The sequence below is a fragment of the Micromonospora fluostatini genome (assembly GCF_050410825.1).
Taxonomy (GTDB): Bacteria; Actinomycetota; Actinomycetes; order Mycobacteriales; family Micromonosporaceae; genus Micromonospora; species Micromonospora rosaria.
In genome coordinates this window covers 6,284,579-6,309,750 of the sequence record NZ_CP191251.1, presented here as the reverse complement: position 1 = coordinate 6,309,750, position 25,172 = coordinate 6,284,579, and the positions used below count along the sequence as shown (strand labels likewise).

At 70.0% G+C, this 25,172-nt stretch carries 23 protein-coding genes, 1 tRNA gene and 2 pseudogenes; 13 read left to right on the top strand and 13 right to left on the bottom strand.

Annotation, left to right across the window (positions count from 1 at the left end; all coding sequences use genetic code 11):
* Positions 1-56 precede the first annotated feature (56 nt).
* The 3 genes from ACQUFX_RS28105 to ACQUFX_RS28095 are packed head-to-tail and all read right to left on the bottom strand — an operon-like array spanning position 57 to position 1,197.
* Complete coding sequence (locus tag ACQUFX_RS28105) at positions 57-518, bottom strand: RidA family protein (RefSeq protein ID WP_428963217.1); 462 nt, start codon at positions 516-518, stop codon at positions 57-59.
* Positions 515-670, bottom strand: coding sequence for a DUF4177 domain-containing protein (locus ACQUFX_RS28100; protein WP_157527479.1), 156 nt, complete (start codon positions 668-670; stop codon positions 515-517). The genes ACQUFX_RS28105 and ACQUFX_RS28100 overlap by 4 nt, the downstream gene beginning before the upstream one ends.
* A 44-nt stretch (positions 671-714) precedes the next feature.
* Positions 715-1,197 (bottom strand): hypothetical protein, encoded by a 483-nt coding sequence (locus ACQUFX_RS28095; RefSeq protein ID WP_428963216.1) that lies wholly within the window; start codon positions 1,195-1,197, stop codon positions 715-717.
* A 415-nt stretch (positions 1,198-1,612) separates the two neighbouring features.
* Between ACQUFX_RS28095 and ACQUFX_RS28090 the strand changes: the two genes are divergently transcribed.
* From ACQUFX_RS28090 to ACQUFX_RS28080, 3 genes are all read left to right on the top strand, one after another.
* Positions 1,613-2,203, top strand: coding sequence for an Rv0361 family membrane protein (locus tag ACQUFX_RS28090; RefSeq protein WP_428963215.1), 591 nt, complete (start codon positions 1,613-1,615; stop codon positions 2,201-2,203).
* Between the two features lie 98 nt (positions 2,204-2,301).
* Entirely contained in the window at positions 2,302-3,279 is a 978-nt protein-coding gene (locus ACQUFX_RS28085) for an ArsA-related P-loop ATPase (protein ID WP_428963214.1), read from the top strand.
* 54 nt (positions 3,280-3,333) lie between these two features.
* Positions 3,334-4,485 (top strand): ArsA family ATPase, encoded by a 1,152-nt coding sequence (locus ACQUFX_RS28080; RefSeq protein ID WP_428963213.1) that lies wholly within the window; start codon positions 3,334-3,336, stop codon positions 4,483-4,485.
* 9 nt (positions 4,486-4,494) lie between these two features.
* On the opposite strand, the gene ACQUFX_RS28075 is transcribed toward ACQUFX_RS28080, so the two are convergent.
* On the bottom strand, positions 4,495-4,815 hold the full coding sequence (locus ACQUFX_RS28075; protein WP_428963212.1) for a WhiB family transcriptional regulator: 321 nt from the start codon (positions 4,813-4,815) through the stop codon (positions 4,495-4,497).
* Between the two features lie 397 nt (positions 4,816-5,212).
* Between ACQUFX_RS28075 and ACQUFX_RS28070 the strand changes: the two genes are divergently transcribed.
* Positions 5,213-7,633, top strand: a complete 2,421-nt coding sequence (locus ACQUFX_RS28070) for a penicillin-binding protein (RefSeq protein WP_428963211.1) — start codon at positions 5,213-5,215, stop codon at positions 7,631-7,633.
* Positions 7,634-7,745: 112 nt separating this feature from the next.
* Here ACQUFX_RS28070 and ACQUFX_RS28065 read toward each other — a convergent pair whose 3' ends face one another.
* Positions 7,746-8,201, bottom strand: a complete 456-nt coding sequence (locus ACQUFX_RS28065; protein WP_067366130.1) for a GatB/YqeY domain-containing protein — start codon at positions 8,199-8,201, stop codon at positions 7,746-7,748.
* A gap of 25 nt (positions 8,202-8,226) precedes the next feature.
* On the opposite strand from ACQUFX_RS28065, the gene ACQUFX_RS28060 reads away from it, so the two are divergent.
* Positions 8,227-9,123, top strand: a complete 897-nt coding sequence (locus ACQUFX_RS28060) for a metallophosphoesterase (protein WP_428963210.1) — start codon at positions 8,227-8,229, stop codon at positions 9,121-9,123.
* A gap of 201 nt (positions 9,124-9,324) precedes the next feature.
* Positions 9,325-9,401, top strand: a tRNA-Pro gene (locus tag ACQUFX_RS28055).
* Between the two features lie 74 nt (positions 9,402-9,475).
* On the opposite strand, the gene ACQUFX_RS28050 is transcribed toward ACQUFX_RS28055, so the two are convergent.
* From ACQUFX_RS28050 to ACQUFX_RS28035, 4 genes and pseudogenes are all read right to left on the bottom strand, one after another.
* Positions 9,476-10,693, bottom strand: coding sequence for a tyrosine-type recombinase/integrase (locus ACQUFX_RS28050; RefSeq protein ID WP_428963209.1), 1,218 nt, complete (start codon positions 10,691-10,693; stop codon positions 9,476-9,478).
* Positions 10,693-10,890 carry an excisionase family DNA-binding protein gene (locus ACQUFX_RS28045; RefSeq protein WP_428963208.1) on the bottom strand — a complete coding sequence of 66 codons (198 nt, stop codon included), beginning with the start codon at positions 10,888-10,890 and terminating at the stop codon, positions 10,693-10,695. The genes ACQUFX_RS28050 and ACQUFX_RS28045 overlap by 1 nt, the downstream gene beginning before the upstream one ends.
* Positions 10,887-12,446 (bottom strand): annotated as a pseudogene (locus tag ACQUFX_RS28040) (replication initiator). The gene ACQUFX_RS28045 and the pseudogene ACQUFX_RS28040 overlap by 4 nt, the downstream one beginning before the upstream one ends.
* A 1,146-nt stretch (positions 12,447-13,592) precedes the next feature.
* The gene (locus ACQUFX_RS28035) at positions 13,593-15,608 is read right to left on the bottom strand and encodes a pentapeptide repeat-containing protein (protein ID WP_428963207.1); all 2,016 of its coding nucleotides are present in this window, start codon (positions 15,606-15,608) and stop codon (positions 13,593-13,595) included.
* Positions 15,609-16,513: 905 nt separating this feature from the next.
* On the opposite strand from ACQUFX_RS28035, the gene ACQUFX_RS28030 reads away from it, so the two are divergent.
* Positions 16,514-17,080, top strand: coding sequence for an NUDIX hydrolase (locus ACQUFX_RS28030; RefSeq protein ID WP_428963206.1), 567 nt, complete (start codon positions 16,514-16,516; stop codon positions 17,078-17,080).
* A gap of 3 nt (positions 17,081-17,083) precedes the next feature.
* Here ACQUFX_RS28030 and ACQUFX_RS28025 read toward each other — a convergent pair whose 3' ends face one another.
* Complete coding sequence (locus ACQUFX_RS28025; protein WP_428963205.1) at positions 17,084-18,496, bottom strand: helix-turn-helix domain-containing protein; 1,413 nt, start codon at positions 18,494-18,496, stop codon at positions 17,084-17,086.
* Between the two features lie 147 nt (positions 18,497-18,643).
* Between ACQUFX_RS28025 and ACQUFX_RS28020 the strand changes: the two are divergent.
* Together ACQUFX_RS28020 and ACQUFX_RS28015 are read left to right on the top strand one after the other, a co-directional pair.
* Positions 18,644-18,981, top strand: a pseudogene (locus tag ACQUFX_RS28020) (hypothetical protein).
* 3 nt (positions 18,982-18,984) lie between these two features.
* On the top strand, positions 18,985-19,257 hold the full coding sequence (locus ACQUFX_RS28015; protein WP_428963204.1) for a hypothetical protein: 273 nt from the start codon (positions 18,985-18,987) through the stop codon (positions 19,255-19,257).
* Between the two features lie 190 nt (positions 19,258-19,447).
* On the opposite strand, the gene ACQUFX_RS28010 is transcribed toward ACQUFX_RS28015, so the two are convergent.
* The gene (locus ACQUFX_RS28010) at positions 19,448-19,666 is read right to left on the bottom strand and encodes a hypothetical protein (RefSeq protein ID WP_428963203.1); all 219 of its coding nucleotides are present in this window, start codon (positions 19,664-19,666) and stop codon (positions 19,448-19,450) included.
* A 77-nt stretch (positions 19,667-19,743) separates the two neighbouring features.
* On the opposite strand from ACQUFX_RS28010, the gene ACQUFX_RS28005 reads away from it, so the two are divergent.
* Positions 19,744-20,064, top strand: coding sequence for a DMT family transporter (locus ACQUFX_RS28005; RefSeq protein ID WP_428963202.1), 321 nt, complete (start codon positions 19,744-19,746; stop codon positions 20,062-20,064).
* Entirely contained in the window at positions 20,061-20,639 is a 579-nt protein-coding gene (locus ACQUFX_RS28000; protein ID WP_428967105.1) for a TetR/AcrR family transcriptional regulator, read from the top strand. The genes ACQUFX_RS28005 and ACQUFX_RS28000 overlap by 4 nt, the downstream gene beginning before the upstream one ends.
* Before the next feature lie 56 nt (positions 20,640-20,695).
* On the opposite strand, the gene ACQUFX_RS27995 is transcribed toward ACQUFX_RS28000, so the two are convergent.
* Positions 20,696-21,721 carry an XRE family transcriptional regulator gene (locus ACQUFX_RS27995; protein ID WP_428963201.1) on the bottom strand — a complete coding sequence of 342 codons (1,026 nt, stop codon included), beginning with the start codon at positions 21,719-21,721 and terminating at the stop codon, positions 20,696-20,698.
* A 396-nt stretch (positions 21,722-22,117) separates the two neighbouring features.
* On the opposite strand from ACQUFX_RS27995, the gene ACQUFX_RS27990 reads away from it, so the two are divergent.
* Both ACQUFX_RS27990 and ACQUFX_RS27985 read left to right on the top strand, forming a co-directional pair.
* Positions 22,118-22,288 carry a hypothetical protein gene (locus tag ACQUFX_RS27990; RefSeq protein WP_428963200.1) on the top strand — a complete coding sequence of 57 codons (171 nt, stop codon included), beginning with the start codon at positions 22,118-22,120 and terminating at the stop codon, positions 22,286-22,288.
* The gene (locus tag ACQUFX_RS27985; protein ID WP_428963199.1) at positions 22,275-23,489 is read left to right on the top strand and encodes a helix-turn-helix domain-containing protein; all 1,215 of its coding nucleotides are present in this window, start codon (positions 22,275-22,277) and stop codon (positions 23,487-23,489) included. The genes ACQUFX_RS27990 and ACQUFX_RS27985 overlap by 14 nt, the downstream gene beginning before the upstream one ends.
* A 77-nt stretch (positions 23,490-23,566) precedes the next feature.
* Here the strand turns inward: ACQUFX_RS27985 and ACQUFX_RS27980 are convergent, their stop codons facing one another.
* Positions 23,567-25,162, bottom strand: a complete 1,596-nt coding sequence (locus ACQUFX_RS27980) for a DHA2 family efflux MFS transporter permease subunit (RefSeq protein WP_428963198.1) — start codon at positions 25,160-25,162, stop codon at positions 23,567-23,569.
* Positions 25,163-25,172 lie beyond the last annotated feature (10 nt).

The following is a 25,172-nucleotide window of genomic DNA, read 5'->3' as shown; positions in this document are numbered from 1 at the left end:
ACCGGAGGGCACGACCGGCCGCCGGGCACCACCACCGGATCGCCGGGTGGACCGCCTCAGGCGACCTCGAAGACGACCTCGACCTCGACCGGGGCGTCGAGCGGCAGTTCGGCCACGCCGACCGCGCTGCGGGCATGCCGGCCGGCCTCGCCGAAGACCGCGCCGAACAGGTCGGACGCGCCGTTGATCACGCCCGGCTGGCCGGTGAACCCGGGCGCCGAGGCGACGAAACCGGTCAGCTTCACCACCCGGACCACGCTCGCCAGGCCGACCAGCGAGTCCACCGCGGCCAGCGCGTTCAGCGCGCACCGCTGGGCGAGGTCCCGGGCCTGCTCGGCGGAGACCGCGTCGCCCACCTTGCCGGTGGCGAGCAGCGTGCCGTCGGCGACGGGGAGCTGCCCGGAGACGTACACGTGCTGCCCGGACCGGACGGCCGGCAGGTAGCTGGCCACCGGCGGAACGACCTCGGGCAGCTCCAGCCCGAGGTCGGCGAGCACGGCGCGCGGGTCGGCGCTCACGCCTTGGGCCGCTTCAGGTACGCGACGAGCTGCTCCGGGTTCGGGCCGGGGATCACGGCGACGAGTTCCCACCCGTCCTCGCCCCAGTTGTCGAGGATCTGCTTGGTCGCGTGGACCAGCAGCGGGACGGTGGAGTATTCCCACTTCTGCATCGGTGAGCGCTCCCTGTGTGGACGTCGAACAGTTCCGCGACAGCCTACGGTCCGGCCGACGGCCGGGGCGCGGGGCGCTGCTCAGGAGCGGTGGGCGCCTCACCGCACGGCCCGCCGTGGTCGTACGGCTGGGGACAGCGGGACCGGTCGGCCAGCGGCAGGTCGCAGAAGACCCGTTGCCGGTTGTTCTGGTCGTCGGCCGTCGAGACGGTCGTCTCCCCGGCGTCCAACTCGACCAGGAAACCGAGGGAGACCGCGACCCGGCCGGCCAGGGCGGTCGCCGCGGCCAGGTCGGCGACCCGGATCGGCAGGTGGATCACGTACCCCGGCTCCTCCTCGTCCCGGACCCGCTCGTCCGACCGGTGCAGGCTGCGGACCAGCTCCCCGGGGTCGGCGAGGCGCCGGTACGACCGTTCGTTGAGGGGCGGACCGTTGACCGGCCCGTCGGCCTCTCCGCCGGCCCCGACCCGTCGGGCCCGGTCGCCGAAGGGGGCAGAGGATCGGGGGGTGTCGTCCGCGTCGTGCATCGCAGTGCCTCCCGGCGTCGTTTTTGTCCTGTCTTCTGGCATCCGGGACGGACAGCCCGTCCGACCCGACCCCCGCCACCGCGGCCGAAGGTAGGGCCGAAAGTCCCGACATTCAACCGGACGCGCACAGTCGATCACTCGAAGTCACATATGCGACACATCCCGCGTCCGGTACACGATGGCGGTCCGGCCGCCCTCGTGGTCTCCAGACCTCGCCCGGGGGCACCCCGCCCGCCGGACCGGACCCGCGCCGCCCCCGCCGACGGGGACCGGCGGGCGATCCGGACACCCGGCTCACTCCTCTCATCGGGGCATAGACCGCTACCCTTCCCGACGGGCGCCCGGCTCGCCCGCCACGGCTCGACTCGCGTCGCCGCCCCTTCCGGTGGCCCGACGCCGCACCCCGGGGGACCAGATGACCCAACCGCCGCACGGTGGCCCGACCGGATCGCCCGCTGCTCCCCCACCCCGCGACGAGTCGACCGCCCGCGGCACGTCGCCCACCGGGCCCCAACACGCCGCGCCCACCGGCCCGGCCGCGCACGCCGCGCCCCGCCCGGCCCGCAACCGGCGGGGCCTGGTGATCGCCTCGCTCGTCCTGGTGGCGACGGTGCTGCTCTGCGGGGGCGGCGGCGTGGCGGCCTTCCTGACCCTGCGCGACGCGGAGCACGGTGAGGGCCCCCCGGAGCCGACCACCGCCGTGGACAGCTTCATGGCGGCCGTCTACCGGGACCGCGACCCGGCCGGCGCGGCCGACCTGGTCTGCGCGGCGGCCCGGGACGAGAAGAAGATCGCCGCGAAGGTCGCCGAGGTGGAGGAGTACGCCGCCGCCCACCGCAACCCCCGGTTCCGGTGGACCTCGCCGACGGTGGACAACCAGAACGGCGACCGGGCCACCGTCACCACCCGACTCACCATGACCACCTCCGACGAGAAGGTCGCCGACCAGGACCTGCGTTTCACCGTGGTCCGCAAGCAGGGCTGGTGGGTCTGCGAGGTGGGCTGACGGCGGCCGGCCCGGCGACCCGACCCACCGCCACCGGTGCGACGGTGGTCGCGGCGGGAGGCGGTGGCCGGCGGCCCGGGACTGGATAGGCTCGACCGGTGCGAGTCTCTGAGCGGCTGACGGACCCGGCCGGCCCCGGCTGGCCGGCCCGCCTGCACGTGGTGACCGGCAAGGGCGGCACCGGCAAGACGAGCGTGGCGGCGGCGCTGGCCCTCGGGCTGGCCGCCGGCGGCCGGCGCACCCTCCTGGTGGAGGTGGAGGGCCGGCAGGGCATCGCCCAGCTCTTCGGCACCGACCCGCTGCCGTACGAGGAGCGGCACCTGACCGACGCCCCGGGCGGTGGCGAGGTGCGGGCCCTGGCGGTGGATGCCGAGGAGGCCCTGCTGGAGTACCTCGACATGTTCTACAAGCTCGGCGCGGCCGGCCGGGCGCTGCGCAAGTTCGGCGCGATCGACTTCGCCACCACGATCGCCCCCGGCCTGCGGGACGTCCTGCTCACCGGAAAGGTGAAGGAGGCCACCACCCGCTCCACCGGGCCACGCCGGGTGTACGACGCGGTGGTGCTGGACGCCCCGCCGACCGGCCGGATCGGCCGGTTCCTCAACGTCACCGCGGAGACCGCGCGGCTGGCCAAGGTCGGGCCGATCAAGACGCAGAGCGAGGGGGTCGCCGCGCTGCTGCGCTCCCCGATGGCGGCGGTGCACGTGGTGACGCTGCTGGAGGAGATGCCGGTCCAGGAGACGGTGGACGCGATCGCCGAGCTGACCCAGCTCGGGTTCCCGGTGGGCCGGGTGATCGTGAACGCGGCGCGGGCGCCGCTGCCGGCCGGCACCATGGTCAGCCAGGCCGAGCTGCGCCGGGGGCTGCTCGCCGCCGGCCTGCCGGCCGACCGGGCCACCGTCGCCGGGCTGCACGGGGAGGCGCGGGACCAGGCGGCCCGGCGCGAGTTGGAGGACTCGCTCCGGGCCGACCTGGTGGAGCTGGGGCGGCCGATCACCGAGTTGCCGCTGTTGCCGGGCGGGGTCGACCGGGCCGGGTTGCAGACGCTGGCAGCGGCGCTGGTCCCCGCGGATTGACTCACACCTGCCCACGGCACCCGGCGGAGCAGCCCGGTGGACCGATACGCTCGATTGGTGCCTTCCGAAGACGCGGCGCCGCGGCTGGACGTGGACCGGATCCTCGCCGACCCCGGCGTCCGGATCGTGGTCTGCTGCGGCGCGGGTGGCGTGGGCAAGACGACCACCGCCGCCGCGCTCGCGCTACGCGCTGCCGAGCAGCACGGCCGGCGTACCGTGGTGCTCACCATCGACCCGGCCCGCCGGCTGGCCCAGTCCCTCGGCCTGACCGAGCTGGACAACACCCCCCGCCAGGTCAAGGGGCTCGACGTCGAGGCCAGCGGCGGCGAGTTGCACGCCATGATGCTGGACATGAAGCGGACCTTCGACGACGTGGTGCTGCAGCACACCGACCCGGCGAAGGCGGCGGAGATCTTCGCCAACCCGTTCTACCAGGCCATGAGTTCGACCTTCGCCGGCACGCAGGAGTACATGGCGATGGAGAAGCTCGGCCAGTTGCACGCCCGGGGCGAGTGGGACCTGATCGTGGTGGACACCCCGCCGTCCCGCTCCGCGCTGGACTTCCTGGACGCGCCGGCCCGGCTCTCCCGGTTCCTCGACGGACGGATGCTGCGGCTGCTGCTCGCCCCGGCGCGGACCGGGGGGCGGAGCATGTTCAGCTTCGTCACGGCGAGCTTCGGGATGTTCTCAAAGGTGGTGCAGAAGGTGCTCGGCGCCCAACTGCTCACCGACCTGTCCGGCTTCGTCGCCGCACTGGACTCGATGTTCGGCGGCTTCCGGCAGCGGGCCGAGCAGACGTACCGGATCCTGCAGGCCCGGGAGACGGCGTTCCTGCTGGTCGCGGCACCGGAGCCGGACGCGGTCCGGGAGGCCGCGTACTTCGCCGGCCGGCTGCGCGAGGAGCGGATGCCGCTGGCCGGGCTGGTGCTGAACCGGGTGCACCGGCCGGCGGTCGCGGCCCCGGACGCGGCGGAGAGCCTCGCCGCCGCGCAGCGGCTGGCCGAGGCCGGTGGGCACGAGGGCACCGTCGAGGTGCTGCGGGCGCACGCCGCCCTGGCCGAGCAGGCGGACCGCGAGCGGCGGGTCGCGGCGCGGTTCACCACGGCGTTCCCGGCGGTACCGGCGGTCTCGGTCGCGGCACAGCCCGTCGACGTCCACGACGTCGACGGGCTGCGGGCGATCGGCGCGGCGATCAGCCAGCCGTGAACCGGCTGGTCAACCGACGTTGACCAGCACCTTGTCCTTACCGGACTTGTTGTCCTTGGCGTTCTTCTTCATCGCCGCCTCGAACATCTTGCGCCAGCTCGCCACCTGCGGGTGCCGGCGCAGCAACGCCCGGCGCTCACGTTCGGTCATGCCACCCCACACTCCGAACTCGATCCGGTTGTCGAGCGCGTCGGCCAGGCACTCGTACCTGACTGGGCAACTGCGGCAGATCCGCTTGGCGACGTTCTGTTCGGCGCCCTGGACGAACAAGGCGTCCGGGTCTCCGTTCTGACACGCCGCCAGCGACGGCCAGTCAGTGATCATGCCCATCTGTACACGTCCCCCCTCGGAGTACTACCGACGTCGTCGCGACCAGCCGTCCACGTCCCGGTCGTCCTGCCCGGCCTCCCCCAAGGCGGCACGGACGACTGCGGCTGGATCGTCGCCACCATCATGCTCTGTAGTCGCCTGATTACGCAACGTTGTCGGCGAAATCCATCATTCCGGACACTCCCGGCTTCCCGGGCTATCGCCGGCCGCTTACCCCACCCCGGTGCAGGAAAACGCTGCGCGACCGGAACACCACGGAGGAGACTCGCCCGGTTTCGCGCAACCACTGACGGGGGGTCGTGCGTTTAGCACAACGAGACCGGCGCGTGCAGGAAATGGGGAAAGTGGCCCCAGCGCCCCTCGTTCCCTACTCGCGTACCCTGTCGAGGTGACCTGGATGCGGAAACGTGACCACAATGTGCTGACCAACGCCGCATCGCTGCTCATCTGTGGCCTGTTGGCCGGGGTCGTGGTCGCTGCGGCGGCCTTCCCCGCGGTGGCGATGTCCGGACTAGCCGCCAAGGCGGGCGCGGAGACATTCGGCGCCCTGCCCAAGGAGCTGACGATGGCCCGGGCGCCGCAGATCAGCTACGTGCTCGCCTCCGACGGCAAGACCCCCTTGGCGATCATGTACGACGAGAACCGCCGGGACGTGAAGCTGGCCGACATCTCGCCTGTCATGCAGAAGGCGATCATCGCGGCCGAGGACCACGACTTCTACAAGCACAACGGCGTCGACCTCAACGGCGTCGTGCGGGCCTTCGTCAACAACTCCTCCGCCGCCAACTCGCGGCAGGGCGCCTCCACGCTGACCATGCAGTACGTGCGGCTGAACATCGCCTACTCGGCGACCCACCCGCAGGACGTGGTCGCGGCCACCGAGGACACCAGCGCCCGCAAGGTCCGGGAGATGAACTACGCGCTCCAGATCGAGAAGGAGCTCAGCAAGGACGAGATCCTGGAGCGGTACCTGAACATCGCCGCCTTCGGCAACGGCGCGTACGGCATCTTCGCCGCCAGCCAGGTCTACTTCGGCAAGCCCCCGAAGGACCTGAAGATCGAGGAAGCGGCGATGCTGGCCGGCATGGTGAAGGCGCCCACCGCCTTCAACCCGACCACCAAGAGCGGGTACCAGCAGGCGGTCGACCGGCGCAACTACGTGATCCAGAACATGGTCACCACCGGCGCGATCACCCAGGAGGAGGCCGACAAGGCCAAGGCCGTCAAGCTGACGGTCAAGGGCAAGCGCGCCCCCAACGGCTGCGTCGCCACCACCAAGAAGGGCTGGGGCTTCTTCTGCGACTACTTCTACCGGTGGTGGCTGCAGCAGGAGGAGTTCGGCTCGACCACGTACGACCGGGAGCGGCGGCTCAAGAGCGGCGGCTACACCATCACCACCACCCTCGACGTACAGGCGCAGGACGGTGCCGACAAGGCGGTCCGCGACGGTCTCTCGGTGCGGAGCAAGGCGGCCCGGATGGTGGCCGTGGTCGAGCCGGGCACCGGCCGGGTCCGCGCCCTGTCGGTGAACCGGAACTTCAAGCTCGACGACCCGGACAAGCCGCAGAACGAGCTCGCCAGCGAGCCGAGGAAGCGGGACAAGGGCATCCGGGGCAACTACCCGAACACCGTGAACCCGCTGCTCACCGGCGGTGACGGCATCACCGGGTACCAGGCCGGCTCGGTCTTCAAGATCTTCACGATCGTGGCCGCCCTGGAGAAGGGCATCCCGCTGAGCTACTCGTTCGACTCGCCGCAGCAGTTCAAGTCCCAGTACATCGTCGAGCGGGGCAGTCCCGCCGCCTGCCCGGGGACGAACAACTACTGCCCGACGAACTCGAACAAGAAGGCCGGCGGCGTACAGAACATGTGGAGCGCGTTCGCCCAGTCGACCAACACCTACTTCGTCCCGCTCCAGCAACGGGTCGGCGCGGAGAACGTGGTCGACGTGGCCAAGCGGCTCGGCATCGAGTTCCGGGTGAGCGAGGAGGCGAAGTGGGCCGACAACAAGGCCTACGCGCACGACTGGGGTGCCTTCACCCTCGGCGTCTCCTCGGTCACCCCGCTGGACCTGGCCAACTCGTACGCCACCCTGGCGGCGGACGGCAAGTACTGCGAGCCGATCCCGGTGCAGGAGATCAAGGACCCCGACGGCAAGAAGCTGGACATCGCCAACCCCCGCTGCAAGAAGGCGGTCAGCACCGAGGTCGCCCGCGCCGCGGTCGACGCCGCCCGCTGCCCCGTCGGGGACAACTCCCGCACCAGCCGCTGCGGCGGCAGCCGGACCGCCGCCGAGGTCAAGGGCATCGTGGACGCCCCGGTGGCCGGCAAGTCCGGCACCACCGACTCGGAGAAGACCGCCTCCCTGGTCGCGATGACCAAGCAGTACGCGGTGGCCGGCATCATGGCCGACCCGGACTGGCCGCAGACCCGGCAGCGGATGCCGCACAAGACCCGCGACGGCATCAACCCGCCGGTGGCCGAGACGCTCCGTGCCGCGATGAAGGGCAAGGAGCGGATCAACTTCACCCCACCGGGGCAGAAGATCTCCGAGGGTGACCAGCGGAGCATCCCGAACGTGAGCTGTCAGTCCGTGGACAGCGCGAAGTCCCGGATCCAGGGCGCCGGCTTCCAGGCGGTCGTCTCCGACGCGCGGGTCGCGTCGAGTTGCCCGCCGGGGACCGCCGCCGGCACCAGCCCGAACGGCCGGACCATCAAGGGCGGCGTGGTCACCATCCAGGTGAGCGCCGGCAACGGTGGTGGTGGCAACCAGAACGACGGCGGCCAGGGCCCGCCCGACGGTCGACCCGGCGGCTGAGCCGGGCGACACCCGACACACCGAAGCGGGCGGCACGGATTCGTGCCGCCCGCTTCGTCGTACCCGACAGGTCCGTCCAGGGCGCTCGCCGCCGGCCGGCCGGCGGCCCCGGTCAGAGGCCGAGCTGCCGGCGTACCTCGGCGGCGACCCGACCGCCCTCGGCCCGGCCGGCCACCGCGGCCTGGGCCGCCTTCATCGCCGGGCCCATCTGCGCCTTCCCGGTGAAGCCGCCGTCGGCGAGCGCTCCCGAGACCAGCTCGGTCAGCTCGGCGTCGGAGAGCTGCCGGGGCAGGTACCGCTCCAGCACCTCGCCCTCGGCGCTCTCCTTGGCGGCCTGCTCGGCGCGGCCGGCGTCGGCGAAGGCGGTCGCGGCCTCGCGCCGCTTCTTCGCCTCCTTGGTCAGCACGGCGAGCACCTCGTCGTCGGTGAGCTCGCGCTTGGCCTTGCCGGCCACCTCGGCGGTGCCGACGGCGGCCAGCGCCATCCGCAGGGTGGAGGTGGTCAGTTCGTCGCGCGCCTTGAGCGCGGTTCGCATGTCGGCGGTGAGCCGGTCCTTCAGCGTGCTCATGGACGGTCAAACTACCCTGATCGCCATGCGAAAGCGCACACTATTCCGCCGGCTCGCGGCCGGAACCGTCGTGGCCGGCGCGGCCACCCTCGCGTACGCGGCGCTCGTCGAGCGCAACATGTTCACCCTGCGCCGGTACGACGTGCCGATGCTGCCGGCCGACGCGGAGCCGTTGCGCATCCTGCACCTGTCGGACCTGCACATGATGCCCAACCAGGCCCGCAAGCAGAACTGGGTGGCGTCGCTGGCCGCCCTCGACCCGGACCTGGTCGTGGTGACCGGGGACAACATGGCCGACCCTGGCGCGGTCCCGGGGGTGCTGCGCGCCCTGCAACCACTGCTCGACTACCCGGGCGCGTTCGTCTTCGGCTCCAACGACTACACCGGCCCGGTGCTGAAGAACCCCTTCTCCTACTTCCTGCCGGACCGGGAGTACGCCGAGGGCGCCGAACTGCCCTACGAGGAGCTGCGGGACGTCCTGGTCGGGGCCGGCTGGGCCGACCTGAACAACGCCCGCACCTCGATCAAGGCGGGCGGGCGGCTGGTCGAACTGGTCGGGGTGGACGACCCGCACATCGGCCGGGACGATTACGACCTGGTGGCCGGCCCGGTCTCGGCCTCGGCGGACCTCGCCATCGCGCTCACCCACTCGCCGGAGCCGGTCGTGCTCGACCAGATGGCGGCGGACGGCTTCGGACTGCTGCTGGCCGGCCACACGCACGGCGGCCAGGTCTGCGTGCCGGGGGTCGGGGCGCTGGTGACCAACTGCGGCCTGCCCCGGTCGATGGCCAAGGGCCTGCACCGCTGGCCCGAGTCGGACGCCTGGCTGCACGTCTCGGCCGGCCTGGGCACCCACCCCACCGCCCCGGTGCGGTTCGCCTGCCCGCCGGAGGCGAGCATCCTCACCCTGATCCCCCGCTGACCCACGTCCGGTCCTCCTGAGCTACCGGCAGGCGGCTCGGGAGGGCGTGGCCGGCGCGGGTGATGCGGGTTCCACCCTGTCGAGCTGCCCCGTCCATCGGTCCGGGCTGGTCGCCCGGGGGGTGGCATCGAGGACCCCGGAGGGAAGGGGGTACCGAGTTTGCCCCCCGGGCGCTGTGGGCTAGTATTTGTCCGCACGCCTCGGGGTGTGGCGCAGCTTGGTAGCGCGCTTCGTTCGGGACGAAGAGGTCGTCGGTTCGAATCCGGCCACCCCGACCAGGTGAGAGGGCACATCCGATCGATGGATGTGCCCTCTAGTGCTTTCGTACAGCAGCCGGGTACAGCAGCGGTGATCACCGCAGGATCTCCCCCAGGCGCTTGAGGGCGTCGCGGGTGGCGTCCGAGGACGCCTGCGAGTAAATCTCCATCGTTACCGACACCTCCGCGTGCCGGAGCACCTGCATGATCACGCGCGGGTGCACGTCCAGGTCGACGAGCAGGGTGGCACAGGTACGCCGGGCGTCGTGCACGGTGATCTTCCGGACCCCCGCACGGGCGCAGCGGGCGTCCCAGGAGCGGTTGAAGTTGCGCGGCTCGACCGGCGTTCCGAAGCGGGTGGTGAACAGCAGCCGCGATCCCTGCCAAGCGATACCCGCCTCGTCGCGATCGGCCTTCCTCGCCTGCTGGCGGAGGGTAAGCGCCGCCGCGCAGATGTCCGGCAGCGGAAGTGTGGCGTCCGAGGTCTGCGTCTTGGTCTCCCGGTGCAGCAGTTGGCCGCCGACCCGTTGCAACTGCCAACCGATCGACAGCTCTCCCGCCGCCAGGTCGACGGCTTCCTCGGTGAGGCCGAGCACCTCACCCTTGCGCAGGCCGAGCACCAGGATCAGCACGTACGCGGCGTACAGCGGGTCGCGGTCGGCCCGCGCGGACTCCAGGAAGCGCCGCGCCTCGTCACTGGTCCACGCCCGGCCCTTGCGGCGGCGGACCGGTGGGGGCTTGACTAGGGCGGCGGCGTTGCGGGTGACCAGCTCCTCGGTGGCGGCGTGGTTGAGCGCGGAGCGCAGCACACCCCGGACGTCCTTGACCGTGCGAGCGGACGGCGTGTCGCCGCAGCACCGGCCGAGCGCACAGCAGCGCCGCCTGAGTTCCGGGCGCCGGGCGTCCTTACCCTGGGCACAGCACTGGCAGGTGCGGCCCACCTCGTTGATCCAGGTCTGCACGTCACGCACCTGGAGCCGGTCGAGCCGCTTCCCGCCGAGTCCGGGAATCACGTACAGCCGGAGGATCGTCTCGTAGGTGGCGCAGGTCAACGGCGCGAGATTGGGGCGCACGACCTCCCGGTGCCAGTAGGTCAGGTAGTCGCCGAGGGTCGGCACCCGGGTGGCGACCGGCCCGGCCTTGGCCTGCTGGTGCAGCTTGATCCACTTGTCGTGGACGACCTCCCGGGTCTGGCCGTAGACGTACTTGCGGGTCCGCCTCCCGTCGGGCTTCGTGACCCAGACGTACGCGGCGAAGCCGGTGCGGTACGGGAAGATCGAGCCTTCGCCGTTGGCGCGGGTGCGTCCGGGCATCAGGCGGCCTCCTGCCGCTCGACCTGGTCACGGACGTACTCGTCGACCCACTCGGGCAGGATCCGGCGGTACTTGCCGTCCTTGACCGAACGCAGCTCGCCGGTGGCGATCTTCATCTTGACCTTGGACAGGCCGAAGCCGAGCAGGACGGCGACCTCGGCGGGCGAGTACCAACGCGGGGTGAGAGGGCGAGTCACGCCGCCACCCCCGACCACGTCGTGTGGGCGAGTTCCTCCCGGCCGATCCGGCGGCGTTCCCGGCGTTGGGCGGCGTTGGTGTTGGCGATCAGGGCATCCCCGTCGGTCAGCCAGCCGGAGCCGACGAAGGCCAGCGTGCCGACGGTGACCGTACCGGCGGTGTCGTCGCTGTCTGCGGTGCTGGTGTGCTCGGTGCGGCGGTAGGCGGCGCGGGTGTCGCGGAGCAGGCCAAAGGTGACGGAGTAGCGGCGGGCCTTGGTGAGGAAGTGACCGCCGAAGCCGAGCATGTGCGCCCACCGGCGCAGCCCGGCGTACTCGTTCGGTCTGGTGTCAAGGCCGGGTTGACGCTCGCCGGTCGTGTCGACGGTGCGAGGGCTCGGGGTGTGGGCGGGGCGGCCGAGTCGCCAGCAGGCGTCGATGAGGCGGGCGAGGTGGTCGCCCTCCGGGTCGGCGTAGGCGTCGACGGTGTCCGGGGTAAGTCGGGTGGAGCAGTGGCCGGTGACCTCGGTGGACTTGGTGGCGTACTTGGCGAGGTAGGCGGCGACCTTGGCATCGGTCACGTCGCCGTCGCCTACGCCGATGCGGCGTACGTCGACCTGCTCGCCCCAGGCGATCGGCCAGCCCTGCGGTCGGTCGGGGTGCGGCGGGGTGGTGACGGTGATCTGTCGGGTGGCGGCGTGGACGGCGGCGTCGAGGTCGTCGACGGTGACGCCGGCCGGCGGCGGCACCAGGGCGTGCCGGTCGTGCGGGTCAACGCCGTCGAGGCGCAGCAGGACGTGGAAGTGCACCGCGCCCCGGCGCTGCATCTCGGCGACCTTGCCGTGGGACACCCCCACCGGAGGCACCCTCCGGATGCGGCCGGAGTCGGTGACGACCTGGACGTGGGGGATGCCGCGTCGGCGGCATACTGCGGTGAGGTGCCGTTCGATGGCCTGTTTCGTGCGCCGCCACAGCTAACCGGAGAAGTAGTTCCAGACGGCCTGGTGGTCGTGGTCGTAGCAGTCCAGGCAGAGCGGTCGGCCGAGCTGCGGATCGTCGGCGTCGTGGCGGGTGAAGCAGGCTGCGGGCTGCCCGTGCGGGCAGGTGCCGGCGGTGCTCCGGGCGCGGCAGGGTGCGGGGCGGCAGTCGCAGCGCCGCCGCTTGGCGCAGGTGTGTCGGGGGATGTGCCGGTGGTGCACCGGGCCGAACGACGGCGCGGTGAAGGTGGCGAAGACGACCGGATGCCGGGCAACGGTGGTGGGGATGGTCTTGCCGCCGGTCAGGCCGCAGCGGACGACCTGGAAGGCGTCACCGGCGTAGACCCAGGCGCAGTCGGGGCACTGGGCGGCACGGCGATTGCCGCACGCCTTGTACAGCGACCGGTCGGGCAGCTCGTCGGTGTGCCGCTCGGCCAGGACCCGGCCGGTGCCGGGTGCGATGGTGGTAAGGGTGCCGGTCAGGCGGATCGGGCGGGTGCAGCCGCCGGCGGCGCGGGTGTGCTCCAGCCAGCCGAAGAAGTCCGGGGCAGCGGCGCGGTGCAGGGCCTGAGCGTCACGGTTGGCGGCGAGGGTGGGCAGGGTGGACACGGGTTTTCCTCAGGGGTGGCAGGGACGGGCGACGAACTGCCACCGGACGCCGGAGCGGTGTCCCGTCAGTGGTGTTCGTGGTGTCTCCTGGCACCGCCGGAGAGGGCGGCTCACGCCGGAGGGCGGGGTTGGCCATCGGGTGGCGTACCGCCGTTGAGCTGGGTCCCTGGATTCTGGGTGAGGCCGGGACGGGTGGGGTGCCTGGTCGTCGGCTTCCGGTGGTTGCCGCAGGCGATCCCCACCCGTCGAGGTGCGCGAATCCGAGGGCCATCGTGGACGGCGGGAAGACCATGCTGGCCACTCAGCGGATTCCGGGTCGGCGCAGTGGCCGGTGCGATCGAGAGCCGGCGGGACGTGACCCGCATCAGCGGCAGGAAGGCCGCTCAGCAATTCCGAAGTCGAGCTCAGCGATCCGGCGGGAAGGCCGCGCTGGTGCGCTCGACGAGGGCCAGATTAGCACCGGGTACCAACACGTCAACCCGCCGTGACCCGCAGGGCGGCCGGCTGCCGACGGAGGACAAGTCGGCTGCCGGCCGGTGTGGGAGGACTTTCTGTACGTCTATCAAGGCGGCCCTTGACGGGCCGCACGCGCCGCCGCCAGGGCGCGCGTCCGTCGCTCCGCTGGCGCTCCGACTCCGGCCACGCAACACGCCCGGCGGCTGGCGCGGAGGGCGGGTAGCCCGGTGGCCGCCGCATGACGACAGGCCGTTTCCCGGTGGGGTGGTGGGGCCGGCAGCCGACCGGGCCGCGCGGCCAGCAGCCCGCGCGGCGTAGGGAAGCGCACGCCGGGTCCGTCGGCGGCTGCCGGGCCGGTGGCGGGGTTGCGGTTACTGCGCCTCCGGCGGGGGCGCTCCGGCTCCAGGATGGCCGGGGCTCCGTCGGCGGCTCGCGGTCCGCGGGTGGTTGCGGCGGGAAGCCATCCCGCCCGCCGTCAACCCGGGCGAGCCGAGCGGGCCGCCGCCCGACCCGCCAGCGTTCGTACGGGCGTCCAAGCCGTCTTGACATGGCGGGCCGGGCGGCGGCCCGCTCCCCAGAAGTGCGGGTCGACGGCAGACGGGATGGCAGGAGCGTCGTCTGCTGTGCGACAAGCCCGCAGAATGTTGGAGAATCGGGTTGGCGTGTAACGCTTCTTCGCGGTTATGGGCGACCTCGCAAAGAGCGCCCTGCAGCCGCGACAACTGTTGTCGTAAGAATCCATCCGCCGACTATTAGGATTGAGGTAATCACTTTAGATGCACCTGTCGGGTCCCATGAATTCTCGTGTCCGAGGTTCACGAGCGGAATAAGAAGGTCAGCCGAGTAGAGCCAGGCGTCCCATGTGGGGTGTTCATTATCTTTAATCGGGCAGAGTGGTAGGCCCTCCTTTCCGGGATTGCCGCAAGCGAGAGGAGTGAATGTGAACCATGAGACTGAGCCTGCGAGGAGAAGGAGGGATATGAATAGCGCCCGGAAAGGTGCGTAGCCATAGCCGACAACAGTATCCTGCACCTTACCCCAAACCCGAATCAGCGGACGTGACCCTTCATAGGAGCGCCGGATGGCGGCAAGTCGCACTTTTCTTGCATCCTCGTCCTGACCCGAGGCGGAAAGCTGCGATGCTAGTTGCTCATAAGGATGGGGGGCGTAGGTCGATGTCGCATGCCGAAGAATTCGGAGGCGATCCTTTATGGTTAAATCAGTGTCAATAAAATCGTAGCGGAGTCCGTCAAGTGAAATCGGATTTTTTTCGGGCCAAGAGTTTGCGTCGTCGACGAGTGTTCCAATGGTAGCCGAGGCCAGTAGTACTGCGCCTGTTGGCTGCGTCTTCAGCTTTAGACTAAGCATCGCAGTGCGCAAAGAGCGCGCGGCTAAAGCGCCGGATTCCTCACCCTCAAGTCGACTTGAGTCAAGGTAGACTGCCCGCTGCACGGAGGCAGAATCAAGTACCAGAGATTGAGTGAAGCGTGCACCGCGCAGGTTGATGTCCCCGCTAACCTTACTAGCAGTGGCTCGAAGCGAGGCTCCCCGCCAGTCACCTCCGCGGAACGGGTCAACTTCGGTTCCCCTCGACGCCTCTTCCAAGGGGACTCCAGTCAGGGCAGCATCTGCAAAATTCACATCGCCGTCAATGACGGCGGCGGCTAGATCTACAAGGCCGTCGACTTCAACTCGACTGCATACGAAGTTGCCAATGAGTGTGAGTCCGGCCGAATTCAGAGCTTTCTTTCTGGGATTAGTAATCCTCGCATCACTGAAATCTACGCCTACGGCGACCTTTGCATCAGCTAGAGCGACCAACCCTTGCGCACTAAAGCCTCCTGTTGCAAAGATTCCTCCCCGCAAGTCGGCACGACGAACATCAAGGGCCAAGGAGTTGTTTGTGGCAAGCTTCGCTGCCCTGAGGTTGACGGGCCCCGTAACCGTCGCACCCTCAAGGTCCAGGTAGCCCTGGAAATCGCAGTTATCGGCACTCAGCAAGCCGCCAATTGAAGCGCCGTCCAGCGTCAAGGCCGGCCCTTTGTCTGTCAATATGCGTGCTTCATTCAGGAGTAAATTGCATTCAATCTTGGCACCGTGTAGATGCACCAATCCCTCTGAGCGAAAACCCTTGTTCATTGTCACCGAACCCTCTACGATGAGGTGATCGGCTGAAAGCGCCTTCTTGTCGGCGCATCTAATTATTTGAGCGCCCGAGAATGAGATCTGGCAGCCAATGTGGGCGTGGTGTAGACGTACCGTTCCCTCGAATCTTGCGCGGTCCGCCTGGGCACCTAGCCTAATCACGGCGTGATCTAGAACTAGTGCAATGTCGTCCGGACGCACGATCTGAGCGCCAGTCAAGAGTACCTTACCGTCGACCTTCGCTCCCTCTAGGTTGACTGCTCCGTTGCAGCGGAAATTGTTCGTGAAGAAGATGGAGCCCCCAACATCTACCTGGCTTCCGGAAATGGCCCACCCTCCAGGGCAGTTCAGGTTGGCACCCGTAAGGTTAATGTCGCCAGATATAGAGGCGTTATGAAGATGGATGACCTGGTTGGCGACTAATTGATCTAGATCCAAGTCGCTTGCAATGCGCGCGCCGCCGAGGTCAATCGAAAATTGCCGAGAGGGGGTCTCAAAGCTGGATTCTCGGAGTATCACATCGCCGGCAACATTTGCATCCTCTAGGCACACACCCCCGGCGATCCTGCAGCGCGTAACCCAGACAGGGCCGGTACATGTCATGCGCGCGGCGGAAAGTCCAGGGAGTACACAACTTGTGAAACCTACAAATTCTGCCGCTGCATCATTCAAGAGAGGTTCTTCTTCGAAAAGGCAGTTTTTCAGAGAGAAGGGAGTAACCTTGCTGCAGCCGAGGTCCAGTAGGCCAGAGATTCGCGCTCCGGACAGGATTAGCCGGTTAGGTCGACCCGGTTCCCCTGGAGGGCTGTGGATAAGGAGGCTCGCAAGAACCTCTGCCCGTATTGTCTTATCTGGACCCCAGTGGTCAGAACCGGCCACGTTGGTGGTTACGGGGTTGACCCCGTTTAGGTTGAGCTCTTGGCCTCGACGGAAAGAGGACCAAAGCTGCTGTTCAGGAGTTGACCAATGCCTAGGAGGAGCGTGCTCCGTGGGTTCTGCGGCTGATCCGCCGTCCACATCGGAATTCGTCACCTGGGTAAGCCTACGGATGCGGCTCGACGATAGGTATCCCCGCTCTGGACGTTCAGGCAGTGTCCGGCGCCGAGCATGTCGCCCTCTCCAGCACCGCGGTGATCCGCAGCAGGGTGGCGACCGTGTCGGGGCGTCAACCAGAGGCGACGAATGTAAGCAGACTGCACAAAGCGCCCAGGACTATAAGCAAGGGGTCAGGTGGCGAGGCAGCAAGAGCGTCGAATCAGATCGACCTCGAACGCGAACCGACGAAGCTCGGCACCTGCTCGCCGGTGCTGCACGTTGCCCACCGGCAACAGCCGACAGCTGGAGACCGCATCCCCGACGGGTTCGGTGTTGGGGTTCGTCTGGGCGGCGCACCCGGCTGTGCCCCCGGTGGACGCCGCCTACTACGCGAGCGGGGGTTCGGTGCGGATACTGGCGGGGTGGTGGAGAAGCAGGCGACGGAGTTGACCCGGTGGACCATCCACGGCGAGCGGGTCGTGAACGACACCCGGCGGGCGCGGCTCAGCATCGCCGAGGTGGAGTTGCCCGATGGGGTGCGCTTCGAGCAGTACGTGATCCGAGCTCCCCGGTCGGCCATGGTCGCCGTACTCGACGATCAGCAGCGCCTGTTGTTGATGCGGCGGCACCGGTTCGTGTTCGACCGGTGGGTGTGGGAGCTGCCCGGTGGCTACGTCGACGACGACGAGCACCCGGCGCAGTGTGCCGTGCGGGAGGTCGAGGAAGAGACCGGCTGGCGGCCCCAGGCGGTCGAGCCGTTGCTGTCCTTCCAACCCTGGGTCGGCACGGCCGACGCCGAGAACCTGCTCTTCCTTGCCCGGCGGGCAGAGCACATCGGCGCACCCGTGGACGTGAACGAGGCTGAGCAGGTCGCCTGGATCCCGCTCGACGAGGCGTACGGCCTGGTGTCCCGGGGTGAGATCGTCGGTGCCGGAACGGTGATCGCGGTGCTGGAACTGGTCGCGCGTAAGGCTCGCGGGGAGTTGTAGGGGTCAGCGTCGGGGGCCGAGGGTGGCGTTGATGCGGCCGGTGAAGTGCCGGACGGCGGGTAGTCGCCGGTGTGGGGCAAGTTGGGTTTGCAGGTCGCGGAGGTATCGGACGGCTCTGGCGGAGCGTAGCTGGGTGGTCAGGGTCAGGGCTTCCGCGCCGATGGTGCAGGCCCGGTCGGGTTCGCCCTGCTGGGCGTGGACGCTGGCGAGTAGGGCGAGGTTGAAGGCTTTGCCGCGTACGTAGCGGTTGTCCATGCGCAGGGATCGGGCGGCGAAGCGTTCGGCGTGGGTGTTGCGGCCGAGGGCGTGGAAGCAGTGGCCGAACTTGGCCGACAGGTACGCCTCGTCGAAGTAGCTGAGCCACTGCGGGTCGGTGCTGCGGTCGGCCCGGTCGAGGGCTTGTTCTGCCTGGTGCAGGGCGGCGGCGCAGGCCCGTTCGTCGTTGGCTTTGGCCAGGGCGTGGGCTTCCATGACGTGGGCTTCTGCGGTGAGGGCGGGGATGCCGGCGCGGCGGGCGGTCTGGCCGGCGGCGCGGGCGAGGTCGAGGCCGGTGGCGGTGTGGCCGAGGTAGGTGGCCTGGTGGCTCATCGCGGCGAGGATCTCCGCGCCGAGGCCGTCGTCTGCGGCGGCGTGGGCGAAGTCCAGGGCGAGGGTCAGGTACCGCTGGGCGATGCCGTGCTCGGCGGTGTCGTACGCCTGCCAGCCTGCAAGTTGAGCCAGTTCGGCGGCAGCGCTGAGCAGCCGTTGACCGGTGGGGTGGTCGTACCGGCCGTCGGTGAGCAGCGGGGTGACCTCTTGGTGGAGGTAGCGGGCGACGGTGTCGCGGGCGTGCCCGCCGCCGTACTGGTTGTCCAGCCGGCGGTAGGTCGTGGTCATCGCGCGGATGGTGTCAATCTCGGGTTGACCGACGGTGTTGCGGCCGGGTTGGGTGACCGGGGCCGGGTCGGGGGCGGTGAACCAGCGCAGCGCGGGCAGGGTGTAGCCGGCGGAGCTGAAGGCCACCTGACGGAGGATGTCTCGACGGTTCACGTCACCTCGCCAAAGCTCTGCGGCACTGCGGACGTCCTCCTGCCAGGTCCGGATGGCCGGCGGCTCGCTGGAGGTGAGCCGGTCGGGGCCGGTTGGTGGTGCGGCCTGCCGGGGTGCCAGGCCCATCGTGGTACGCGCCTGGTCGGGCATCCGGCATCCGTCGGCGATCCGCTCCAGGACGTCGATCGAGGTGACCTTGCGTCCGGCCATGATCCGGCTGACGTAGCCCTGTTCCAGCCCAACTGCCGCGCCGATCCGGCTCTGACTCGCCCCGGTGAGACTCGTGATCCAGCGGAACAACCCGCCGATGTCCCGGGCGGCCAGGACAGCCAGCACCTCACCGTGCGACCACGCATCCTCCGGTATCCGCAGCGAATCGAGCAGCACGGCAGCTCCCAGCGTCGCGTTCCGACTACTCAAGGTGTTCAGGCCGACAGCCTAGGGCGACCGTTCGCGCTGGTCGAGCCGTCCCATGTCACCGTGACATGACCGCTGGCCATGGAACGGCCCGCCGCCGGGCGGGATGGTCGGCGCATGTCCTTCGATGTCGACAACCCGCCCGTCGAGCCGCCCGCCGAGTGCCAACACCGCCTGCTGTGGCGACTGGCCCGCGCCCTCTGGGAAGCCACCGACCCGACAGCGCCGGCTTCTGCGTGGTCACCGGCTGCTGGCATGAGAACCAACGCGACCCCTGCCGGCTGGCCCAACTCGCCCAGGAGGGAATGCGAACCGCCTGCGGCGAAGCCACCCCCGCCTCACCACCCTGGATCGCCGTCACCCGCGAGCGCCTGGCGGCCGGCGACATCGAACCCGTCGACGCCGTCGCCGAAGTCCTCTGGCACCACCGCCACACCTCCGGGACCGGGCGGTGACCGATGGGAGCCATCTACACCTCAGCAGCCTTCCGCGAGTACGCCAGAGCCCAGGTCGCCTACGCGGACATCCTGCTGACCAAGCACTCCGAGTCCGCCCTGAGCCTGTGCCGCTGCGGCCGACTCCACCCCTGCGACGAACACCGCCACTGGCTGGAGATGCGCACCCACTTCAGACAGTTCCTCGTCGACGAGCAGTACAGCAACGAAGTACAGCAACCCCACCCACCGAACCCGACCACGAACGACCTCAGCACGCCGGACGACCTCGCATGACATCCGACCCGACCGGCCTGCCGCCAGTTCGGGACGAAGAGGTCGTCGGTTCGAATCCGGCCACCCCGACAGAGGTCAGAGGGCACATCCGATCCATGGATGTGCCCTCTAGTGCTTTCCTGGGTGACCAGCTGAGTGACTACGCCACGGGAGCCGGCGCACACACCCCTTTCCCCGACCGACCCGGTCGTCAGCCGGCCCGCTCGCCCTCACTCCGGGCGAGGATCGCCGCTTCGATCCGCAGTCCGAGCCCGGTCGCGACGAGCAGTCCGGCAAGGACGTACCCACCGGGCGACGGGCGCTCCGGGCTCACCGTCAGCCCGGCGATCAGCAGGCCGGCGGCCAGGGCGATGCCGCCCATCGCCCTGGTGGAGCCGCTCCGGGTGTACGAGAGATTTACGCGGATCACCGTACCTCGGCGTCACCAGGGCACCCGGTCAAGGTGTACGTTTGTACATGTACGTTTGTACTAGATGAGGGGATCTCGTGGCGTACGTGTTCCTGCTGGGTGCCATCGCCGCCGAGGTGGCCGGCACCAGCCTGCTGAAGTTCACCAACGGGTTCACCCGGCTCTGGCCGACCGTCGGCCTGGTCGTCGCCTACGTCACGGCGTTCGCCCTGCTCGCCCAGGCCGTCCGGACGGTGCCGGTCGGCGTGGCGTACGCGATGTGGTCCGGTCTCGGCACCGCCGCGATCGTGGCGATCAGCGCGGCCTTCCTCGGCGAACCGCTCAGCCTGGTGAAGGTCGTCGGGGTCGGTCTGATCATCTCGGGCGTGGTGATCCTCAACCTCGGCGGTGGGCACTGAGCGCCGCCGACCGCCCCCGGCGGGCGGTCCGGCCCCGCGACCCGGAGGGCCGTCGCCGCGCCATCCTGGCGGCGGCGCTGGAGGTGATCGCCGAGGTGGGCGTCGGGCGCACCACCCACCGGGCGGTGGCGGGCCGGGCCGGGGTGCCGCTCGGCGCGACCACCTACTACTTTCCCAGCCTGGCCGACCTGGTGGCCGCCGCGCTGGCCCAGGCCCACGCCGACCTCGACGTCGAGCTGGGCACCTGGGCCGCGCACCTGGGCGACGGCACCGACCTGCCGGCCCGGCTCACCCGCCTGCTCTGCGGGTACCTCGCCGACCGGGGACGGGCGCTCACCGAGTTCGAGTCCTACCTGGCCGCCGCCCGCGACCCCGAACTGCGAGGGCTCGCCATGGCCTGGGTGGACACACTCCGGCAGGTTCTCACGCCCCTCGTCGGCGACGAGGCCGCCCGCAGCGTCGTCGCCCTCCTGGACGGCGTCGCCCTCCAGCATCTCGCTACCGGTGACCCGTTCGACACCGCGCTGGTCGAGGCGGCCGTCACCGCCCTGACCACCAGACCCCCCGGCCGGTGACATCGCCGGCCGAGGCCCGTCCCGGTTTGGCTTTTTCCCGGGCAAGGGAAGAGGCGCTACAGGTCGACGCTGCCCGTTCCGAGGGCACGCAGCTCTTCCAGGAAGTCCGCCGACGTCGACACGTCCGAATAGTCGGCCGAAAGCACCCTGCTCAGCTCACCGGAGACCATCAGCAGGGATGGCAGGGATTTCCGTTCGCCGGAGATCGCCCGTCGCCCCAGAGCCACCGCTCGCTCGACGTCACCCTGCCGGGCAGCGACGACGGCGAGGGTAATCTCCGCTTCGGCGATCCGCATCGGCTTGCGCAGCGTGCCGTCGAGATCGGTGGACGAGCGGATGACCTCGTCGGCGTACACGACTGCTCGGTCGTTCTCACCGGCCAGTCGGTAGCAGTCCATCGCGTAGAAGTCGAACTTGGCCGGGTCGACCACGAAGTGGTGGTCGACGTCCTCCGGGTACGGCAGCGTCTCAAGGATGGCGCGGCCATGGTCGAGGGCTTTCTCCATCTCCCGACGATCCCCGATCCGCGCCCACGCCTTCGCCCGCTGGGCGGCTAGCTGAACGGTCACGCTACGCCCGGGGGCAGCCCGTTCACCGGCCTCGGCAGCGGCGACGACACCACGGTAGTCGCCCTGCGTGATGGCGAACCAGGCGGCCATTTCGTACGCCCAGCCGACCACGTCGACGTCGCCGGCCTCCTGACCCAGCGAGAGCGCCGCCCGACGGGTCGCCTTGGCCTCCTGTCGCCGGCCCATGTCGTACTCGACGCACCCGACGAGTAGGGACACCGTGCCCGCCAGGGAGAGCACCTCCCGGTGCTGTGCGAGGGTCAGCCGCCGGTCGAGCAGGCTACCGATCCGCCGCAGCCAGGCATGCCCTTCGACGGCGAGCTGGCCGGGGGCGAGGTACGGGTACTGGGAGCAGAGCCGGTCGGCCGTGATGCGCAGCGCTTCGAGCGTCGTCGTGGAGACGTCCGAGACGCGTAGTCGCGACACGAGTTCAAGTGTGTCCAGGCCGCCGCCGGACACCAGTCCGGTGTCGGCGTCCCGGTTTCCCGGGCGGGGAAACATGGCGGCGCTCACGGTGCCGAAGGTCCGAGCGATGAGCGGCTTGTAGAAGTTGTCCGGCTCGACCTCGCCCGTCTCCCACCTCTTCCAGTTCCGTAGGAGGCTCGCCGCAGACGGGAGGGGCTTGTCGGCGTGACTCTCCAGCGCACGAACGGCGTCCCCTTGGGACCAGCCTCGGGCCTGTCTCTCGGCTCGCAAGCGCCGCGCCCAGGCAGGTCGAGGGTCGTCGGGTGCGCCACCGCTCGCCATGTCCCCGAGTATCGCGCCCCGGTCGGGGTGGCAGGAAGGGGACAACGTCCTGTCCTCATAGATGACACTCGTCAGCCACCCGGCGCATCCGCAAACGTAACAGCAGGTCGCTCACGGCTCATACCGGACAGCGGCAGACGGAAGATCGGACAGGAGTCGGCGATGGGTAAGAAGGACAAGGACCCGGTACGGACCTTGGGTGAGCGGATCCAGGAAGCCGAGCGGGAGGCAGCCAGGCAGCGAATCCTCGCGCTGGCCGAGGCGGAGCGGATACCGGTCGAGGAGACCACCCGGGCCGTGCCGGACCGGCGGGGACGCCGTGGCCAGCGATGATCAGCCGCCCGGCGGCGAACTGCCGATAGGCCGCCGGATGGCGCAGTGGCGGGTGCGCCGCCGGATGACACAGCAGGTGCTGGCCGACCGGCTCGGCAAGTCGAAGAGCTGGGTGGACAAGGTCGAACGCGGCGTGCGCGCCCTCGACAAGGTATCGGTCCTGAACGAGGTCGCCGAGGTCCTGCGTGTCGACCCGGTGACGCTGCTCGGTCAGGGCACCCCACCGCCGGTCACCGCCGCCGCGACAGACGGCGTCGAGGGGGTGCGGGCGGCTCTCGCCATCCGCGACGCCGCCCCGAGCCGACCCGGCGGCCGGCTGGTGCCGTCGGCCGACGCCGTGGCACGGCAGGTCGAGCATGCCTGGCTGGCCTATCAGCACGCCCGGTACCCGCAGGTGCTCCGGCTCCTGCCGGATCTTCTCGGCGCCGCCCGCCACCGGTACGCGGGCGATGCCGACCCGACCACGGGTCTGCTGGTACAGGCGTACCGGATCACCGCGCAGGTGCTGGTGAAGCTCGGCGAGGCGGATCTCGGCTGGCTCGCCGCCGACCGGGCCGTCAACGCTGCCGGTGGTGACCCCCTGCTGACAGCCGCCGCCACGGTGCCGCTCGGAGCGGCCCTGCGTACCCTCGATCGTCCCCGGCTGGCCTTGGCGGCGACGCTCGCCGCCGCAGACCGGGCCGCACCGCCGATGTTGGGGCAGGCCGCCCCGGTGGAGCTGTCGGTGTGCGGGACGCTGCTCGTCGAGGCGGCCCTCGCCGCCGCCGACTGCCCGGAGCCCGACGGCGTCGCCGACCTGCTCGAACAAGCCGCCGAGCTGGCTCGACTGGTCGGCGACGGTCACGACCACCAGTGGACGGGCTTCGGGCCGACCGCCGTCGAGCTGGCTCGGACCACCGCCGCCGCGCTTCTCGGTGCCCCCGGCGACGCCGTCGACCGGTACGAGCGGGCAACGGGCCGGAATGCCTGGCAGCGCCTACCCGTCGAGCACCGGGCGGCCCACCTGCTCGACGTCGCCCGCGCGTACCTGGACTCCGGTGACCCCTCCGCCGCCGGTCGCCTGCTGGTCGAGGCGGACCGGATCGCTCCCGCCGAGGTCCGGGTCCGTCCGGTGGCCCGGGACCTGGTCACCACGGTCACCCGCAGCGGGGCCGCACCGGCCGGCCTGCTCGGGTTGGCCACCGCCATCGGCGCGGCCTGACCTCCGGCGTGACCCGCCCGGACACGGCAACGGGGTACGCGCGACAGGCGCGTACCCCGTTGGTGGGTGCGGGTGGGTCAGTGGATCAGCACCGGGGCGGCCGGGCGCTCACCGTCGCCGCCCGCCTCGTCGTCGAGCAGGTGGGACTCCTGGCGCTTGCGGGGCAGCAGGAAGGCCGGCACGAAGGTCACCAGGATGAGCACGAAGGCGACCAGGAACGTCGTGGCGAACGAGTCGGCCACGAACTCCAGGCCCCGTTGCAGCAGGCCCGGCTCCACCGGGAGCTGCTGGGCCAGCGCCGGATCGCGCTCGACGGCGATCGCCAGGCCGGCCTCGGTGACCGGCGCGCCGGTGCGCGGGTCGACCATGCCGGGGATCGCCGGCGAGCCGTTCAGCTCGTTGGTCAGGATCACCGACATGATCGCCGCACCGACGGCGCCGGCCACCTGCTGGAGGATGTTCAGCAGGGTGGTGCCCCGGGCGACCTCGTGGTTGGTGAGCGTCTTCAGCGCCGAGGTCATGATCGGCATCATCGTGCCGCCCATGCCGAGCCCCATCACGAACAGCGCCCCGCACAGCAGCAGGTACGACGTGTCGGTGCCGACCTGGGTGAAGGCGAAGAAACCGGCCGCCATCAGGGCGATGGCGAAGGGTACGGTCCGGCCGACCGGGATCTTGTCGGCGAGCATCCCGGCGATCGGCATGGTGACCATCGCGCCGATGCCCTGCGGGGCCATCAGCAGGCCGGCGTCGAGCGTCGACTCACCGCGTACCTGGAGGAAGTAGCTCGGGAAGAGCAGGCCGGCGCCCATGAACGCGACCGTGAAGACGGCCAGCGTCACCGACGCCACGGTGAGGTTGCGGCTGCGCAGCAGGCGCAGGTCGAGCAGCGGGTGCTTCGGCGTGAACGAGTAGAGCACGAAGCCGACGACCAGCAGCCCGCCGACGAGCATCGGCAGCCAGACCTTGGTGTCGACGAAGGTACCGGTCTCGGGCAGCGTGGAGACGCCGTACAGGAAGAGGGCCAGGCCCGGGGAGAGCATCAGCATGCCGACGAAGTCGAACGACTCGGACGGCTCCGGGGCGTCCTTCGGCAGCGCCTTCTGCGCGTAGACCAGCGAGACGACGCCGATCGGCAGGTTGATCAGGAAGATCCAGTGCCAGCTCGCGATGTCGATCAGCCAGCCGCCGAGGATCGGGCCGCCGATCGGGCCCAGCAGCATCGGGATGCCCAGGACGGCCATCAACCGGCCGATCCGCTCCGGGCCGGCCGCCCGGGTCATGATGGTCATGCCGAGCGGCATCAGCATGCCGCCGCCGAGCCCCTGCAACACCCGGTACGTGATGAGCTGGCCGATCGAGTCGGCGGTGGCGCAGAGGCCGGAGCCGAGGGTGAAGAGCACCAGCGCGGCCATGTAGAGCCGTTTCGTGCCGAACCGGTCCGCCGCCCAGCCGGTCAGCGGGATCACCGTGGCCAGGGCCAACGTGTAACCGGTCATCGTCCAGGCGACCTGGGCGTACGAGGCGTCGAAGTCGGACTGGAAGGTGGGCAGCGCCACGCTGACCACGGTCACGTCGAGGATCGACATGATCGCGCCGAGGACGACGACCCCGGCGACCTTGAGTACGGCAGCGTCGAGCCGATCCGACACTGCCACGGGTTGACTGCTCACGGAATCTCCT

Excerpts from the sequence above, each read along its gene's own strand:
- ACQUFX_RS28100 (WP_157527479.1), bottom strand. The coding sequence starts at position 670 with ATGCAGAAGTGGGAATACTCCACCGTCCCGCTGCTGGTCCACGCGACC.
- ACQUFX_RS28095 (WP_428963216.1), bottom strand. The coding sequence starts at position 1,197 with ATGCACGACGCGGACGACACCCCCCGATCCTCTGCCCCCTTCGGCGAC.
- ACQUFX_RS28090 (WP_428963215.1), top strand. The coding sequence starts at position 1,613 with ATGACCCAACCGCCGCACGGTGGCCCGACCGGATCGCCCGCTGCTCCC.
- ACQUFX_RS28075 (WP_428963212.1), bottom strand. The coding sequence starts at position 4,815 with ATGGGCATGATCACTGACTGGCCGTCGCTGGCGGCGTGTCAGAACGGA.
- ACQUFX_RS28070 (WP_428963211.1), top strand. The coding sequence starts at position 5,213 with ATGCGGAAACGTGACCACAATGTGCTGACCAACGCCGCATCGCTGCTC.
- ACQUFX_RS28065 (WP_067366130.1), bottom strand. The coding sequence starts at position 8,201 with ATGAGCACGCTGAAGGACCGGCTCACCGCCGACATGCGAACCGCGCTC.
- ACQUFX_RS28060 (WP_428963210.1), top strand. The coding sequence starts at position 8,227 with ATGCGAAAGCGCACACTATTCCGCCGGCTCGCGGCCGGAACCGTCGTG.
- ACQUFX_RS28050 (WP_428963209.1), bottom strand. The coding sequence starts at position 10,693 with ATGCCCGGACGCACCCGCGCCAACGGCGAAGGCTCGATCTTCCCGTAC.
- ACQUFX_RS28015 (WP_428963204.1), top strand. The coding sequence starts at position 18,985 with ATGGGAGCCATCTACACCTCAGCAGCCTTCCGCGAGTACGCCAGAGCC.
- ACQUFX_RS27990 (WP_428963200.1), top strand. The coding sequence starts at position 22,118 with ATGGGTAAGAAGGACAAGGACCCGGTACGGACCTTGGGTGAGCGGATC.